The sequence below is a fragment of the Prevotella sp. SGI.167 genome, assembly GCF_050313615.1.
Classification (GTDB): Bacteria; Bacteroidota; Bacteroidia; order Bacteroidales; family Bacteroidaceae; genus Prevotella.
Window position 1 is genome coordinate 1 of the sequence record NZ_JBNPLT010000033.1, and the last position, 16,940, is coordinate 16,940.

Annotated in this window: 11 protein-coding genes and 2 pseudogenes; 4 read left to right on the forward strand and 9 right to left on the reverse strand. The window is 45.1% G+C overall.

What is annotated here, in order from left to right; all coding sequences use genetic code 11:
- Nucleotides 1-74: 74 nt before the first annotated feature.
- Nucleotides 75-1,262, forward strand: coding sequence for a WG repeat-containing protein (locus ACQRBJ_RS13315; RefSeq protein ID WP_445303894.1), 1,188 nt, complete (start codon nucleotides 75-77; stop codon nucleotides 1,260-1,262).
- A 143-nt stretch (nucleotides 1,263-1,405) separates the two neighbouring features.
- On the opposite strand, the gene ACQRBJ_RS13320 is transcribed toward ACQRBJ_RS13315, so the two are convergent.
- Together ACQRBJ_RS13320 and ACQRBJ_RS13325 are read right to left on the reverse strand one after the other, a co-directional pair.
- Complete coding sequence (locus tag ACQRBJ_RS13320) at nucleotides 1,406-1,900, reverse strand: 3'-5' exonuclease (RefSeq protein WP_217746033.1); 495 nt, start codon at nucleotides 1,898-1,900, stop codon at nucleotides 1,406-1,408.
- A gap of 247 nt (nucleotides 1,901-2,147) precedes the next feature.
- Nucleotides 2,148-3,160, reverse strand: a pseudogene (locus ACQRBJ_RS13325) (sulfatase-like hydrolase/transferase); the annotation flags it as partial.
- A gap of 155 nt (nucleotides 3,161-3,315) precedes the next feature.
- Here ACQRBJ_RS13325 and ACQRBJ_RS13330 point away from each other — a divergent pair.
- Both ACQRBJ_RS13330 and ACQRBJ_RS13335 read left to right on the forward strand, forming a co-directional pair.
- Complete coding sequence (locus tag ACQRBJ_RS13330) at nucleotides 3,316-4,755, forward strand: alanine/glycine:cation symporter family protein (RefSeq protein WP_445303903.1); 1,440 nt, start codon at nucleotides 3,316-3,318, stop codon at nucleotides 4,753-4,755.
- A 117-nt stretch (nucleotides 4,756-4,872) separates the two neighbouring features.
- Nucleotides 4,873-5,112: pseudogene (locus ACQRBJ_RS13335) on the forward strand (alcohol dehydrogenase); the annotation flags it as partial.
- Nucleotides 5,113-5,299: 187 nt separating this feature from the next.
- On the opposite strand, the gene ACQRBJ_RS13340 reads toward ACQRBJ_RS13335, so the two are convergent.
- On the reverse strand, nucleotides 5,300-5,470 hold the full coding sequence (locus tag ACQRBJ_RS13340; RefSeq protein WP_445303895.1) for a hypothetical protein: 171 nt from the start codon (nucleotides 5,468-5,470) through the stop codon (nucleotides 5,300-5,302).
- Between ACQRBJ_RS13340 and ACQRBJ_RS13345 the strand changes: the two genes are divergently transcribed.
- On the forward strand, nucleotides 5,461-5,607 hold the full coding sequence (locus tag ACQRBJ_RS13345) for a hypothetical protein (RefSeq protein ID WP_445303896.1): 147 nt from the start codon (nucleotides 5,461-5,463) through the stop codon (nucleotides 5,605-5,607). The two genes, ACQRBJ_RS13340 and ACQRBJ_RS13345, sit on opposite strands and share 10 nt — an antisense overlap.
- A gap of 22 nt (nucleotides 5,608-5,629) precedes the next feature.
- Here ACQRBJ_RS13345 and ACQRBJ_RS13350 read toward each other — a convergent pair whose 3' ends face one another.
- The 6 genes from ACQRBJ_RS13350 to ACQRBJ_RS13375 form a co-directional block, all read right to left on the reverse strand.
- Nucleotides 5,630-6,172 (reverse strand): beta-class carbonic anhydrase, encoded by a 543-nt coding sequence (locus ACQRBJ_RS13350; RefSeq protein WP_445303904.1) that lies wholly within the window; start codon nucleotides 6,170-6,172, stop codon nucleotides 5,630-5,632.
- A gap of 37 nt (nucleotides 6,173-6,209) precedes the next feature.
- Nucleotides 6,210-6,932 carry a phosphatase gene (locus ACQRBJ_RS13355; RefSeq protein ID WP_445303897.1) on the reverse strand — a complete coding sequence of 241 codons (723 nt, stop codon included), beginning with the start codon at nucleotides 6,930-6,932 and terminating at the stop codon, nucleotides 6,210-6,212.
- Nucleotides 6,933-7,195: 263 nt separating this feature from the next.
- Nucleotides 7,196-8,626 (reverse strand): undecaprenyl-phosphate glucose phosphotransferase, encoded by a 1,431-nt coding sequence (locus ACQRBJ_RS13360; protein ID WP_445303898.1) that lies wholly within the window; start codon nucleotides 8,624-8,626, stop codon nucleotides 7,196-7,198.
- 715 nt (nucleotides 8,627-9,341) lie between these two features.
- A complete protein-coding gene (locus tag ACQRBJ_RS13365; protein ID WP_445303899.1) occupies nucleotides 9,342-12,494 on the reverse strand; it encodes a glycoside hydrolase family 2 TIM barrel-domain containing protein in 3,153 nt (1,050 codons plus the stop codon).
- 16 nt (nucleotides 12,495-12,510) lie between these two features.
- Nucleotides 12,511-14,853, reverse strand: a complete 2,343-nt coding sequence (locus ACQRBJ_RS13370; protein ID WP_441938196.1) for a family 20 glycosylhydrolase — start codon at nucleotides 14,851-14,853, stop codon at nucleotides 12,511-12,513.
- Between the two features lie 31 nt (nucleotides 14,854-14,884).
- A complete protein-coding gene (locus tag ACQRBJ_RS13375; RefSeq protein ID WP_218417320.1) occupies nucleotides 14,885-16,876 on the reverse strand; it encodes a glucosamine-6-phosphate deaminase in 1,992 nt (663 codons plus the stop codon).
- Nucleotides 16,877-16,940 lie beyond the last annotated feature (64 nt).

The following is a 16,940-nucleotide window of genomic DNA, read 5'->3' on the forward strand; positions in this document are numbered from 1 at the left end:
AATTACCATGGTAGATTGGCAGATGAAGCCTTTGATAAAGAAGGAAATAAGTATGAACTAAAAATAAAGGGCATATGAAAAGAGCAATTATTTTATTTTGGAAAGGGCTGACAGGCATCATTGCTGCTACAGCAGAATGGTTCACCGTGATACTGGGTATGAAGGATGAGTCGAAGTATGGAAAGTTTATCCGACGTGTTGTTGGAGGATGCTTTGCCTTCCTCATGTTTGTGTTTGCATGTGCTGGAGCTAATGCACTCTATGAATTTGTTTGCAAGAAAGTGAATGCAGCGAAATATTTGGATGACTCCTACTATGACTCGCAGTATCTGTCACGAAATGCTACTTACTATGGTTGTGCCTATGATACAGACGGTTATGTGGAGACTCGTGATGGTAAAAAGACAGTTAAAGGCATCCATTGGATTTCGAAGCCATTGGGTGATGATTCTTTGGTTTGTTACAGCAATGGAAAGACACGAGGCTACTTCAATATGCTGACTGGCGAAATTGCCATCAAGCCACAGTATAAACACGCTTGGATTTTCTCAGATGGCCTGGCATCGGTTGAGGACAATGGAATGATAAAGTTCATTGATGCAAAGGGCAATGTGGTAATAGACTTGAGTATCCCATATGTTAAAGGGACTGAGGGATATGTTTTCCACAATGGATATTGCGTGATACATAACAATAAGCGGGACAAATTTGGGTTGATAGACAAAAAGGGGAACTGGATGTTGAAAGCAGAATATGATGCAATAACTCCAAATGACTCTTTCTTTATTGTAAGTCAAGGAAGAAAGCAAAGTGTTCTTGCAAAAGATCTGGAACCAGTATTGGCCTTTATGGAAGCAAAGTTAAGGGTATCTGCTGGAAGTATCAACGCTACGATGAAAGATCATACACTCCGCAAATACAATTTGAAAGGTGAGCTGATTGACGATTTCTTGATTAGTAATGTTGACGGTATGCTGTATAATACTGATGAGATACGGTACACTACAGCAAAGAATTACGATGATGAAGGAAATCTGACAGGTGAGACTGCGGAAGCAGAACCTACACCTTATCAAAAAACAGCAAGTTGCAAGAAGTATGAAGCAGAAGCTGGTTGGTTCGGGTTGATGTCACCAAGTGGCAAGGTCATCACTCCTCCAAGATACTGCGATATAACAGCGATTGGGTATGACCTGTATCTCTGTAAAACCGACGATATTAGAGGTGAAGTGTTGAATGGTAAAGGTATAAGGGTAAGATAAACCTTATACCAGTAATAGAGGGTGTGTCATAAATCCATGGCACACCCTCTGTTTTTATTTCAAGAATATACCTGGCCACAAGCATCTATACTCCATGCGGCAAGATCCATTTTAGGCACAATATAACACTTTTGCTGCAGTAGTTATAGTAGTTTCCTGGCAATCCAAGCACAGGCCTCTGCGTCAGCCAGGGCATTATGGTGTTGGGTTAGGTCGTACCCGCAATAAGCAGCTACGGTTTGTAGTTGGTGGTTGGGTAGGAGAGATCCCAACTTTCTTCTGGAGGCTCGGCATGTGCAATGGAACTCATAATCGGGATAGTCCATCTGGTACATTTGAAATACAGACTTCAGACATCCCTCATCAAAAGGTGAGTTGTGAGCCACCAATGGCAATCCCTCAATCTTTGGCTGAATTTCAGCCCATACCTCTGGAAATACCCTGGCGTTCATGGTATCCTCCATGGTAAGTCCATGCACCCTAGTATTCCAATAGGAATAATACTCAGGCTCTGGCTTGATGAGACTGTAGTAGCTATCCACAATCTCACCATCCCTTACTATCACAATGCCTACGGAGCAAACGCTGGTTCGTTGCTGGTTGGCCGTCTCAAAATCTATCGCTGCAAAATTCTTCATGAGTGCAAAGTTAATGTAAATCGCGGAAAAACGGACAAAAATACTGAAAATTCTTTAGAAGAACTGGCAAAATGACTCCGTTTTATATTAGAAAAGAGGACTTAGATATGCTTAAACGTTAGATAGACAGATATTTAGCTGATTGGTCTAATGAGCAAGATAGAAACTCGGATTTAAATATTGCTTGTCGAAAAAAACTGAGGGTGTTTAATAAGTCCATGACACACCCTCAGTTTTACAAAGCCAATTACTTTTTCCTGCTTTCCGCATCTTCCGGTATTGGCCAGTTTTCTGATGGAGTTCGCATTTCCTTCATCACCTTGTCAAAACCGATTACCATTTCCGGATATTTCTTGGCGAGATCATGCTTCTCTTCCGGGTCTTCACGCAGATTGTAGAGTTCCAGAGGCTTGTTTGGCTTGATGGTAACAGCCTTCCAGTCACCGTGGCGCGCAGCACGCTGCTTGCCTGGGAATTCCCAATAAAGAACTCGGTCGTCTGTATCAATCTGCTTACCATAGAACAATGGCAGAATATTCATGCCGTTGATGTTCTGAGGCAGATGTCGTTCATGCTCCACGATTCATCATCATACCATGTGGTGTTGTCGATGATATAGGGTTCATGAGGCGCATCAAAAGCCAGATAGAGGAAGAAAGGATTCTTCTTGTTTCGCTTGATGAAATTGATGGCATCATCGGTCGAAATATCCGTATTGTGCTTGATGTGCTTATCGTGCTCATTTGCCTTGATGTGGATGAGCTTGTCGTTGTCGAAACGGTTGTATGGATAATAGTAAGGTGAATTGGATTCTACCGTACTGATCAGCCATCCGTGGAACTCGTCAAAACCACGATAGATTGGTGATGATTTTGGATCATAGCCATCCAGATGCCATTTGTTGACAAGACAGGTTTTGTAGCCGGCAGCGTGCAATACCGTAGCGATGGTCGTATCCTGCGGCTGCAGACTTGTCCTGCGAACGATGGTCGTGTCTCCTTCAGGGGTTATTTTCAGACCTGTCATGCCTCCAGCTGTGCACATATTATCACGTATACGGCTATTGCCGGTATTCTTACCCGTCATCAGTGCACAACGTGATGGTGAACTGAATCCTGACCCGGCATAGCTCTGGTTGAATCGAGTACCCGTAGCAGCCAGTTTATCAATGTTTGGAGTCTTGATAGTCTTGCTGCCGTAGCAGGAGAGATCGCCATATCCCAGATCATCGGCAAGGATGAAAATGATATTGGGTCTGTCATTTTACAAAAGTAAGAAAAATAAATGATAACGGCATTACTTTTGCATAATTTTATGATAAATTGCTATTTTACAGATATTTTGCTGATTTTTGAAATTAAATTCGTAATTTTGCAGTCGAAAAGAAATAATATTCAGATTTTGATAGACAAATGATAGATTCATTACAAAACATTTTAGTTCAGGTTAGCGATTTTCTCTGGTCGTATATCATCATTACAGTTCTGATATGCTGTGCCCTGTTTTTCACTTGGCGTACAAGGTTCGTACAGTTCCGACTCATCAAGGAGATGGTCAGGCTGTTGCTGAATCCCGACAAGGTTCAACCGGAGGAGATAGGACAAGATGAACTGTCGATGGAGGTAAAGGTGGATGGCGAGATGAAACATATCTCTTCCTTCCAGGCTTTCGTGGTGGCATTGGCCAGTCGTATCGGTACGGGAAATCTTGCTGGCGTGGCTACAGCTATCAGCATCGGTGGCCCGGGAGCCGTATTCTGGATGTGGATGCTGGCTTTGCTGGGTTCTGCATCGGCTTTCATAGAATCAACCCTAGCCCAACTTTACAAGCGCAGGGGAAAGACATCCTTCTTTGGAGGTCCTGCCTACTATATGAAGTATGGTCTTGAAAAGGGATGGATGGGCATTCTCTTTGCCGTCCTGATGATCATTACCTTTGGCTTTGCCTATAATTCTGTTCAGAGCAATACCATCTGTCAGGCCTGGCAGAAAGCGTTCGGCATCGAACCTGCTACCATGGGAATTGTGCTCACGGTGCTCACCCTGCTCATCATCTTCGGTGGTATCCAGCGCGTGGCAAAGTTCTCTTCTACTGTGGTTCCTGTGATGGCTGTCGTCTATCTTCTGATAGCCGTTGGAGTCGTGATTTGGAATATCACCAGTCTGCCTAAGGTGTTGCTTGCCATTGTGGAGAATGCCTTCGGCTTCAATCAGGCTGCCGGCGGAGTGTTGGGAGTTACGGTGATACAGGGCATCAAGCGAGGTCTGTTCAGTAATGAGGCTGGTGAGGGTAGTGCCCCAAATGCAGCAGCCGTGGCAACGGTGAGTCATCCTGTAAAGCAGGGTTTGATTCAGGCTTTGGGGGTGTTTACTGATACCTTGGTGGTATGTTCATGCACCGCCTTCATCATACTTGTGAGTGGGGTAGATGTTACAGCATCCAATGGTATTCAGCTGACGCAGGATGCCTTGACTCACGAAATAGGAAGCATCGGCAATCCATTTGTGGCTGTAATGATCTGTCTCTTTGCCTTCAGCAGCATCATCGGCAACTATTATTATGGCGAGACCAACGTGAGATATATCAGGGATTCCAAGCTGGGTGTATTCATCTATCGTCTTGCAGTAGCTGCGATGGTAATGGTAGGAGCTGTGGTATCGCTTGATTTTGCATGGAGTTTTGCCGACATCACGATGGCTCTTCTCACGCTCTGCAATCTTGTGGCCATCGTCCTGCTTTCCCGCCAGGCCGTCTTCCTGCTGCAGGATTATCGACAGCAGAAGAAGGAAGGCAAGAATCCTGTATTCAGCAAAGATAAGATGCCGGAGATTGCCGATAAGCTGGAGGCATGGTAGTAAAAAAATTGATAAAATAATTAATATCCAATGAATGCATTTACATATATCAAGCAAGGAGAATTTGGGTTCACTGAGAAGGAGAAGCCTACGATGATAGATGCGCATGATGCCATCGTGTATGACAAGCCGCAGATGCTTCCTCTTCCTGATATGTATGGCAAGAACCTCATTTTCAAGACGGGAGGTGTGGATGGATGCGACTGTGAGGAAATCCTGGATTTGATAGCCCAGGGAAAGATAGATACTACTCCTCTGATTACCCATCGTTTCCCGCTTTCAAGAATAGAAGAGGCATACGATGTCTTTGAAAACCGCAAGGATGGCGTCATCAAGGTTGCGATATTTCCTGGTTAAACTAGAGAGATGGTGTTATAAGTCTGGATAATAGTTGGCGCATAACAGTTGACCACCACATGCACTACAGGTGTTGTGCATGCGCATATCAGCTGTTATGCAAGCGCACAACAGCTGTTGTGCGACCGGAGATACTAACTGTCTCAACAACATATCCTATCTTTTCCAACAACATATCCTATCTATTCTAACAACAAGAAGAGGATTTGAGAACCATATCTTTCAATACGTATCCCACAATGATATCCTTGTTGTTGTCATAAACGGGAATGCGTGAGAATTTCCATTCTTTCTGTTCGTAAAACTCCTTGGTAGTCAGATTCATGTTGGCTGATTCTACTACGATGGATGGAGTCATCACCTCCTTTGCCTTTACTCCTGCCAGGCGAATGTTCCGCTATGCTTGACTATTTCTCCGAGTTGAAGGATGCTGAGGTCAACAACGAGGCAAATGAAGAGTTACTAAGGATGATCCTGGAGGAGAACCATCCTTAGCCATATTAAGCGTATTTTGCTTTTATTTTACTTCAGTGAGCTTACCCGTCTGTGAGTCGATGATATAGCCATGCAGATTGACATCCTTTGGTACGAGAGGGTGGGTACGGATGGTATTGATTGTATTCCTTGCTGAATCCTCAGTATCGTGGAATCCCTCCAGCCAATGGTCGAGATTGATGCCGCAAAGTCCGATGGTATCGATGACATCCTGATGGATGCCACGTTGCAACATCAATTCCTTCATCTGCTGGCCGTTCATGTGACAGGCACCGCAGTTGGAGTGGGCAATGACCATGATTTCCTCAACACCCAGTTCATAGATGGCAACCAGGAGGCTGCGCATGGCTGAGTCGAATGGACTGATTACGAGTCCACCGGCATTCTTGATGAACTTGGCATCTCCATTCTTCAGACCCAAGGCCGCCGGCAGAAGCTCTGTCAGGCGGGTATCCATACAGGAAAGGATGGCAAGCTTCTTGTCCGGATATTTACTCGTAAGATACTTTTCGTAGCCCTTGCTGGCCACGAAGTTTTCATTATATTTGATGATTTCTTCTATAATCATAGTCGTATAAATTGAACTGTGAAACAAAATTTTCCTATTTCTCTGGGGTAGGCTTGAGGTAAGCCATGAATTTCTCTGGCTGATAGTTGAGAACCAGCTCATCCGGGAACTCTGCTTTCTCTACCAGCGGCATGATGTTGCTGTAGTCGGCAATCATCGTAGAGAAATGGGCATCACTTCCAAAGATGACAGGAGTCTCATACTTCTTGGCAAGCTCCAACAGTTCCAGATTATTGGGAGCAGCCACTGTCTTGTGACGGATGGGAGCCATGGAGTGGTTGTTAATCTCAAGCAGGGTATGCGTCTCCTTTGAAACTTTCATCAATACCTCGAAATCCAGATCTGCCGTACCGTCACCGGGATGTGAGATGATCTGCACGAAGGGATTGCGCATGGCATTGATGACACCATGTGTGTTCTCTTCCTTGGTTCCTCCCTGCCAGCAAAGGCTATGAATGCCAGCTATTCGGATGTCAAGCATGCGCCAGTAATCCTCGTCGAGGTCGATATCCCCTTGGGTATTGAGGATGTTGAGTTCTGCTCCCAGCATCAGTTTGATTCCATAGAGCTGGCGTGGAATGCAATGAAGGTTTCTGAAATAGATAGGGTCACAGGTACCCGGGATATTGGGACCGTGCTCTGTGATTCCCAGAATTTCCAACCCCTTTTCTTTTGCTGCCAAGGTCATTTCCTGCAAACTGCTGTAGGCATGACCTGATGCTATTGTATGTGTATGAACGTCTAATAATGTTTTCATGGTGCAAAGGTAATGATATTTGTTAAAAATGTGAGTAAAACAACTATTAATTAATCAAAAAATGCTGATTCTAAGGACCATTATGATAAATAGGCAGGAAGCCAGACATTGGTAATGTGCTCCATATAATGCGAAACTATTATCATAAAGGGGCAACAATACTTCATTTTCATAACATCTTGAAAATTCACTTGATTACACAAAAAAGAGCTATTCCTGCAGAGTTAATGCAAGAATCGCTCTTTTTTATCTTATCATTTTTTTTAATAAGCATTCTTATCTGGGAAGATGATGCTCTTGGCTGTCAGGAAGATAATCTTGATGTCGAGCCAGAACGACCAGTTCTCGATATACCAGATGTCTCGGCGGATACGCTCCTCCATCTGCCACAACTCCCTGGTCTCACCTCGGAATCCTGTAACCTGTGCCCAACCGGTGATACCAGGCTTGGAGAAATGGCGAACCATATACTTGTCTATCAAACTGCCATATACCTCAGTATGATGCAACATATGAGGACGAGGACCCACGATACTCATATCGCCCTTCAGGACATTGATAAACTGAGGGAACTCGTCGATGTTCGTCTTTCGCATGAAGTTGCCGAAAGCAAACTTTCTTGGGTCATCCTTGGTTGCCTGCGCCTTGTCTGCATCCTTATTCACATGCATGGAACGGAACTTCAGACAGTAGAATGTATCACCATTCAAACCTGTTCTTGCCTGCTTGAAGAAGATAGGTCCCGGACTCTGGGTCTTGATGATGAGAGCTATGATAGGGATGAACGGCAGAACGCAGAGACAGATAAGTCCACTCACCACGACATCGAATGCTCGCTTGGCAATGCGGTTAGAAACGAGAGTCAACGGCTCCTTGTGATTGGAATAAACGGTTCTGCCCATGAAATTCTGGGCATCCAGATGTAATTTATACTCACCAAAGACACGTGGGAGATAGTAGAAATGGATCACGTTCTTGTCACAGAACTGCATAATCTTCACAATCCGTTCAGAATCATTATGAGATAGGCAACAGAATACTTCATCAATGTTGCTTGGAGCTCCATTAATGGTATCATTGATCGTAGACGACAAAATGCTATTGAGATCCTTGAGACTTCCTATTTTCTTTAAACCGTCAGGAGCCTTGGCTATTTCGGCATCAGCATAATAGCCCTTGACGATATAACCTGCAGATGGATCCTCGGTCATCGTCTGATACATTTCACTGATTGCCGGATCGTTGCCAACGAAGACTACCGTACGGCTGTTACGGCCTCTGGCACGATAGTACTTCAGTATTTTAAGTTCGCAGAGTCTTGAAAGAATCAGAAAGAAATAAAATGATGCGCCAAAGATAGCTGCAAAAGAGAACATCTGGCCTCCATGACTGAGTAGTCTTACAAAGACAAAGAACAGAAATACGGTAGATGCCGCCAGACATAATGTCCTTTTCAAAACCTGGAGGAAACCTATCTTTCTTACATGAATGATAGTTGAGTAGTTATACTCGCTTAGGAACAAGGCAACATTGGCAACGAAAAATGTAATCTTCGTCGCTGTATCGAAATAATCAGGGATAATCTGCGTTCCATACTCAGTATAGACAAGTAACAGACAATTTAGGATGACGAAATCTGCACAAGTTACCATACGTCTAACCAGTACGTTTCCTCTGTAGTTATTATTGATCATATATGCATTATTATTATAGTTCTTACCAGATATATTCTTTAAAAGACAAATTTGTTGTTAAACGGAGCAAAGATAATAATAAATGTCGAACGAACAAAATATTTTGGAGAAAAAATGCATTTTGAAACAAAATGAACCAAAAAATTCACATGACTATAGTGTTTTTCTATACAATTAACAGGCATTGAGACAGAAATACCGCCCTATCCTGCCAAAATTTCCTCTTCGTCATTCATAAATGGGGGCGTTAGGGAAAATGGAGTGTTTCTGAATTTCTGAAGCTGAACTTATAGGTTTCACATCTTTGATATACAGCGCAATCAAGATAGAATATAAAGAAATGATATACAGATAGTTAATACATGTATTTAACGCAGTTTTTTTTCAATATTCATATTCATAGTTCAGTCTTTCAGCACTAAAGTTCAGGATTTTGACCGCAAGTATCTTACTTTTGCCTCGTAAGTATCATACTTATGCCCCGTAAGTATCTTACTTTTGAAAGACAAGTAGCTTGCTTAAGCTGTTAAAGAGATACACCAAGTATGAGAAAGTATGAGCAAGTATGAAGTGCCGATTCCAGATTTTGTTTCTTTGCAGCATCATTCAGAGTGAGGGGATTGATGTAGACAGAGAATGCTTGGAGATGAGGACAGAATAAAAAAATCCTGAGCAATCAGCTGATGCCCAGGATTTAATAATTCATTAATGCCTATTATTTCTTAGCCTTGATTACAAAGCTGAAGTTGCGGTCTTGATAGTGCATGCGATACTTATCCATTGGTTTTGAACCCCAGCTGTCGATACAGCCCAAACCGTACTGACGCTGCTGGATGTGCAACTGAACCAAGCCCTTTTCTACCAGGTCGCCACTGTGCTGGCCCCAGGCATGATTCTTCTCGATGCCTGCATCCAAATCCTCTACCAGGTAAGGAATGGCACTGCACTCCATAGGTGCATACCCCTCGAAGGTGATTCCCTTGCCGGTGGTTGGATTGAAGATAGAGAAGTAACGGATGTCGGTATGGTTACCACTCTCCTGTGGACGAACGTATGGATAATACTCATCCTTTACGTCAGCCTCGTACTTTCCGATGAAAGAGGAAGAATGACGGTCGATGTAGTTCTCCTCAGGACCTCTACCGTAGTACTCCAACTTAGAGAAGGCTGCTGGCATCTGCAACTGCATACCATAACGGAACAAGTCGGCCACCTTAGCTTCCTTATCGGTTGTCATCTTCTCAGTAACAGCTACTTCACCCTCTGAATTGATGCGGTAACGGAGTTCCAGCTGTGCCTTAACCTCAGGCATATCGAAGATTGCAGTAAGAACCACGCTGTCTTGACCCTCACTCTTATCGAATGACTTCAGAGTCATCTGAGGGTTCTTCCATACTCTCATCGCCTTCTGCAAGGATGCACCATAGTCGTTATCGGTAGGAGCACGCCAGAACTCTGGAGTCATGCTCTCACGGAACTTCAACATTGGTTCACCATCTACATCGAGATAATCAATCATACCGGTCAACTTACCTACAGTAACCGACATGCGCTTGGCTGTAACCTTTACATAGGAATTGGTCTCTTCTACCTCCAGGTTGCTGGCGGTCTGAACCTTAGCCTTACCCTTCTTGGCTGGAGCTGCTTCAGCGATAGGTGTATCAACATTGTCAAACTCATAACCGTTGATGACAAACTGCTGGCGGGCCATCACCTGTCCCTTGTCAACTAAAGGCTCTGAACCATCGCTGGCAAAGGCAAAGTTGACGGTGATTTCCTCTCTGGCATGCTCTGCTTCTGCCTTGGCAACAGCCTCCTGCAAAGCATCACTCTTCACCAACCTGGTGGTCTGAGGAGCAATGCCCTTGGTTCCAGGAATCTCTACTGTAGACAGGAGAACGCCGTTGGTATAGACTGCTGCAGTAAGCTTCAGGTCGTCAATGTTCTTGAAGAAATGCTCATTATAGACATTGAAAGTACCATTAGCTGCATCCAGATCCTTAATCCATACATTCTGGAGATAGTACTGAACCTCATAAGCATGAGGATTCAAGCGACGGTCTGGAGAAATGATACCGTTACAGTTGAAGTTGTAGTCGCTGGCAGGATAACGTCCATAGTCACCACCATAGGTAAAGATTTCCTTGCCGGTGATAGGGCTCTTGTCGCGAACACCCTGGTCTACGAAGTCCCAGATATAACCACCCTGATACTTAGGATACTTGCGGATCAGATCCCAATACTCCTTGAATCCACCCATAGAGTTACCCATGGCATGGGCATACTCACACTGGATGTATGGCTTGGTACCATTGCTCTTGCAGTAGCTTTCGCTCTCCTCGTAACCTATGTACATAGGACAGTGGATATCAGTCTTGCTGTCATATCCGCCACGCTCATACTGCACAGGCCGGGTCTTGTCGTAAGCCTTGACCCAATCGTAAGCCTTTTCAAAGTTGACGCCATAACCACACTCGTTACCCAAGCTCCATACGATGATGGAAGGATGATTGATGAGCGGTTTGACATTACCCTCGTTGCGCTCGATATGAGGCACGATGTACTCAGGGAACTTAGCGAGAGACTTCTCATCATATCCCATACCATGAGATTCCAGGTTTGCCTCGGCTGTGATATACAATCCGTATTCATCGCAGAGGTCGTACCAGCGAGGATCATCAGGATAGTGACATGTACGGACAGCGTTGATGTTCAGCTGCTTCATAATCTTGATGTCCTGAATCATGCGCTCTACGCTAACGACATATCCACCATCAGGATCAATCTCATGACGGTCGGCACCCTTGACCAGTATAGGCTGACCATTCACCAGAAGCTGGGCATTCTTGATTTCCACATTGCGGAAACCTACTTTCTGAGGAATGACCTCAGATACGCCCTGCTTATTCTTCAAGGTGATGAATACCTTATACAAATTAGGAGTCTCTGCAGTCCAAGGCTTTACATTCGGCACCTTGATAGTACCCTTAGCACCTGTTGCCTGAGCTATCTGCTTGCCATCCTTATCACATAAGCTGATGGAAACATCGCTCTTGCCTCCCTGAAGAGAGATATGATAATCCAGGACACCATCCTTGAAGTTATTCTCAAGACCGGCATTCAGGCGGACATCAGCTGCATGAAGCTTAGGACGTGCATAGAGATACACCTCACGGGCAATACCCGTGAAGCGCCAATAGTCCTGGTCTTCAAAATAAGAACCATCGCACCAGCGCATCACCTGCATGGCAATGAGATTCTTTCCTGGCTTGAGATACTTGGAGATATTAAACTCGGCAGCCACCTTGCTGTCCTCGCTATATCCCACGTACTTGCCGTTCACCCAGAGAGTCAGGTTACTGGTGGCAGAACCTACATGGAAATAAACATCCTTGCCCTTCCAGTCTGCTGGAAGTTCGAAGGTGCGGCGATAAGAGCCGGTGTAGTTGTTGAGTTCGCTGATGTAAGGAGGATTTGGATCAAACTGGGTAGCCCATGCATAACCGATGTTCTTATAGGTACGGTCGCCATAGCCATTGAATTCGAACAATCCCGGTACAGGGAAGTCCTTCCACTGCGAATCATCATACTTGACAGCAAAGAAGTTGGCAGGACGCTTGTTGTGATCCTTCACGAAGTTGAACTTCCACATACCTTCCATGGAAAGGTAGTTGGCCGACTTCTTCTTGTCAAAGTTCTGTGCCTTATCAAGGTTCTCGTAAGCAAAGAAAGAAGCACGACGAGGCTCCCTGTTTTGCTGATTGATATTCACGTTCTGCCAACGCGACTCGCTCTGAGCCGCTACGCCACCGCTCATAGAAAGCATGGCAAGGCAAAGTGATACAGTTGCGATGGTTCTGATTTTCATGATTTATTATCCGATATTAGTGGAAATACTGAGTTCCAGCTACGCCGGTAAACTTCTTCTGGTTGTCCTTGCGCATTTCGAGTGTAAGGTTGCTCCACCATGATGGCCAACCACCTACGATATTGCACAGATAAACGAACTTCACAGGATGCAAGCCCTTAGCCAATGCTACAGAGTTGTCTGAGTTGGTACCAGCCTTCACTGCACCCTCGTTGTTGATGACGAGCTTGTTGTCAATCCAAACCTGCTCCATACGGGAAGAGAGATAGTAAACTCCATCCTCAGGAATATTGATGTAACCCTCTGCTATGGCTGCATAATTATTGGCACCACGCAAAGTAGCAGCATCATCAGGCTGACTTACCTTCATCTTGTTAAGATTCTCTACAGTACCACAGTCCTGCCACTCAGCATCAGCCAATTCCAGCTGATTAACCTTCAGATAGTTACCCTTCATGCGGCGCAACTGCAAACCAGCCTTTGCATCGTTGAGTTTCACTGCTGGAGCATAGGTCTGCTTTTCTACATCGATGGTTCTCACCTTGCTCATCTTGCCAGAAGGCAAAACAGTAGCAATCTTGATAGTAGTATTGCCGCTCACCTTGATAGGCTCTGTATAGACTGCAGAAGATGGAGTTGGAATAGAACCGTCCAAGGTATAAACCATCTTCATAGGACGTGATGTCTGGAATGTAACTACAGTATCCTTGGTAATCACAACCTTGTCACAAGAACCGTATGGCTGCTCTGGCAATGGAATATGATAACGTACATGACGCTCATCCAGGCGGACGCTGTTGGCATCTACACGACGTGCGAAGTCTGTGAAGTTCTTCTTCTTGGCTGGAGACCATGCAATCTCAGCAAGAGCCAGAGAACGAGGATACATCTGATACTCCATCTTGGCATTGGTATACATATACTCTGACCAGTTGTTGCACTGAACACCGAGGATATGCTTCTCCAAGCCCAATGACTTGATGGTATCAGGAACAGGCTCATAATTATAGGTTCTTGAAAGATAAGCCGGAGCACTAGGAATAGTAACTGGCTCAATCTTATAATCACCCTGGTAATGGTCGAGATACAGACCACCGCTACCTGGAGTCATGATGACATCATGCTTCTGGAGAGCTGCAGAAATACCACCTGATGTGCCGCGCCAAGACATGACTGTAGCATCAGGGCTCAAGCCACCTTCCAGGATTTCATCCCATCCGATGATCTTTCTGTCGTACTTAGCCAGCATCTTCTCCATGCGCTTGATGACGTAGCTCTGCAATCTTTCCTCTGCAGAGTGCTTACCGTCAGCCTGCAAGCCTTCTGCCTCGATACGTTTCTGGCAGGTAGGGCAATTCTTCCAGCTGGTCTTAGGACACTCGTCACCACCAATGTGGAAATACTTGCCAGGGAACAAAGGTACCACTTCGCGAACAATATCCTCCAGGAAGTTGAACATATCTTCCTTACCAGGACACATCACGATATCCTCAACACCCCATACCATTCTAGGAGTCCACTGCTCGCCCTTGCAAGAAAGATAAGGATAAGCAGATATGGCTGCCATCATGTGGCCAGGAAGGTCGATTTCTGGAATCACGGTAATGTAGCGCTTAGCTGCATAAGCTACAATGTCCTTGATTTCCTCCTGTGTATAGAAACCGCCATAGGTAGAGCCGTCACCCTGAAGGCGATAGCCACCGATAGAGGTCAACTTAGGATATTTCTTGATTTCGATACGCCAGCCCTGATCCTCGGTCAGGTGGAAGTGCATGGTGTTCACCTTGAACATAGACATCAGGTCGAGCTGCTTCTTTACGTTCTCTACAGTGATGAAGTGACGGCATGGATCAAGATGGAATCCGCGATAACCGAAACGTGGAGCATCCTGGATGTCACAGCACTGAGCCACCCATTTAACACCATTCACCTTGGTAGCACTCTCTACCTGCGCAGGCAACAACTGCATGAAACTCTGCATACCATAGAAAGCACCCTTGCCTGTCTTAGCCTTGATGACTACACCCTTGGCTGTAACGGTGAGACGGTAGCCCTCTTCTGCCATCTTGAGGGATGGAGAAATCTGAATAGAGATATTGCCCTTCTTGCCACCAACGGTTACATCGTAGCCGGTAGAAGCCTTCAGCTTGTCTGCCATGTACTGAGCGATATTCTTACCGTCTGCGGTCTGGTAAGAAATCACCACCTTCTGTGGCAGAACAAACTCACCCTTCTGGATCTGGGTCTTGACAGGAATAGGAATAATATTGATATCAGCTGCTGCTGACGATGTTGGGAAAGCTCCCAACATCGCAACGCAAGCCATCAAAGAACCTAAAAGTTGATTGATTTTTTTCATTTATATTAAATAATATTATTAGATGTAGAAATTAGAGAGGCTTATACTCTACGAAAGCCTCCATTGCCTCGTAGCAAGCCAAGCCCAACTGGTCGTAAAGGGAAGCTGTAGCACGGTTGCGGTCTTCAGCTCTCTGCCAGAACAGACGCTCGTCATTACCCAAGAAAGGAGCACTCTCCATCTGAGACTGATGCTTGAGGATAGAGTTACGCTTAGCTCTCAACTCTTCTGGGCTCAAAGGAACACACATTTCGATGTTCTCTATCTCCCACTCTGCCCATGCACCACGGTACATCCAGATGCGGCAGTCCTTCAACCACTCTGCACCTGCCTTCTTCTCCTCGTCGATAGCGGCAAGAACGGCATCAGTACACTTCTTGTGAGTTCCGTGAGGGTCAGCAAGGTCACCTGCTACGTAAATCTGATGAGGTTTAACCTCCTGCAACAAAGCTCTAACTATCTCAACGTCCTTCTCTGTCATAGGCAACTTCTCAATCTTTCCACTCTCATAGAATGGCAAATCAAGGAAGTGAACGTGATCGAGAGGAATCTCATTATAGGTACAAGCTGTACGAGCCTCACCACGGCGAATCAAGCCCTTGATGGTCAGAATGTCTCTTGTATCGAAGTCGCTCTCCTTCTTCTTGGCGAAGAATGTCTTGATCTCCTTATACTTGTCAGAGATTACGCTGTCCTTAGAATCAGCGAAGAGCTGGTTGAAACCATTGATGAAGTGCATGAATCTTGTTACTTCCTCATCACCTACTGCGATATTACCTGATGTCTCGTAAGCAACATGTACGTCATGCTTCTGCTGAACCAGACGACGGATAGTACCGCCCATAGAGATAACGTCATCATCTGGGTGAGGTGAGAATACGATGACACGCTTTGGATATGGCTTAGAACGCTCTGGACGATAGGTATCGTCTGCGTTTGGCTTACCGCCTGGCCAGCCTGTAATTGTATGCTGCAAATCGTTGAAAATCTTGATGTTTGCATTATAAGCAGAACCATAGAGAGCCAGGAGTTCGCTCAAACCGTTCTCGTTATAATCCTTATTGGTTAACTTCAGGATAGGCTTACCAATCTTCTGGCAGAGCCATACCAATGCAGAGCGAACCAACTTATCAGTCCACTGGCAAGAAGTTACGAGCCAAGGATGCTCGATACGAGTAAGGTGAGCTGCTGCGCTCAGGTCGAGAACTACATGAGCATCAGGATGTGTCTGAAGGAACGATGCAGGCAATGTATCAGTAATAGAGTTCTCTACTACCTTCTGCATGATTTCTGCCTTTTCCTCGCCCCAAGCTGTAAGATAAACCGTCTTGGCAGAAAGAAGGGTGGCAATACCCATGGTAAGTGAACATGGAGGAATGGTTTCCTTGGTCTGCTCGCTAGCTTCCATCTCTTCACGTGATGTGTTGCCGATCAAGATAAGGCGGGTAACTGACTGGATACCAGAACCTGGCTCATTGGCTGCGATGTTACCAGAACGGCCGATACCTATAAGAGCTACGTCGAGACCTCCGAAGGTCTTGATGCGCTGCTCATAAAGACGGCAGCAATCCTGTACTGCATCCTGAGCCACGAAACCATCAAGAGAGAAAATGTTCTGCTCCTGAACGTCTACGTGACTGAGGAAACGCTCCTTCAGCTGGTTGATGGTACGGAGAGAACTCTCCTGCTGGAGTGGATAATACTCATAAGCATTGAATACCACAACATTGCGGAAACTCAATGTCTTCTCCTGATAACGGCGGATGAGTTCCTCATACACAGCAGTGAGTGAAGAACCGGTTCCGAGTGCCATCACATAGAACTTGCCATCGTGCTGAGCAGCCTTGATACCTGCTGCAATGCCATCGGCAACATGACTGGCACCTTCTGCCATTGAAGCAAAGATGTCTGTACGAATCTTCTCCATTCTAGAGATTTCTGAGTATTCTACAGTCGTCTTAGGCTTGTAGAATTCAACTGGTACTTTGTTAAGTACAATTTGTGAACTTAGATTGAGCCTCATAATTTATATCTTTTAACGATTATTATTTAATATGTTTACTAGGTTTCTACTCATAAAGATAACG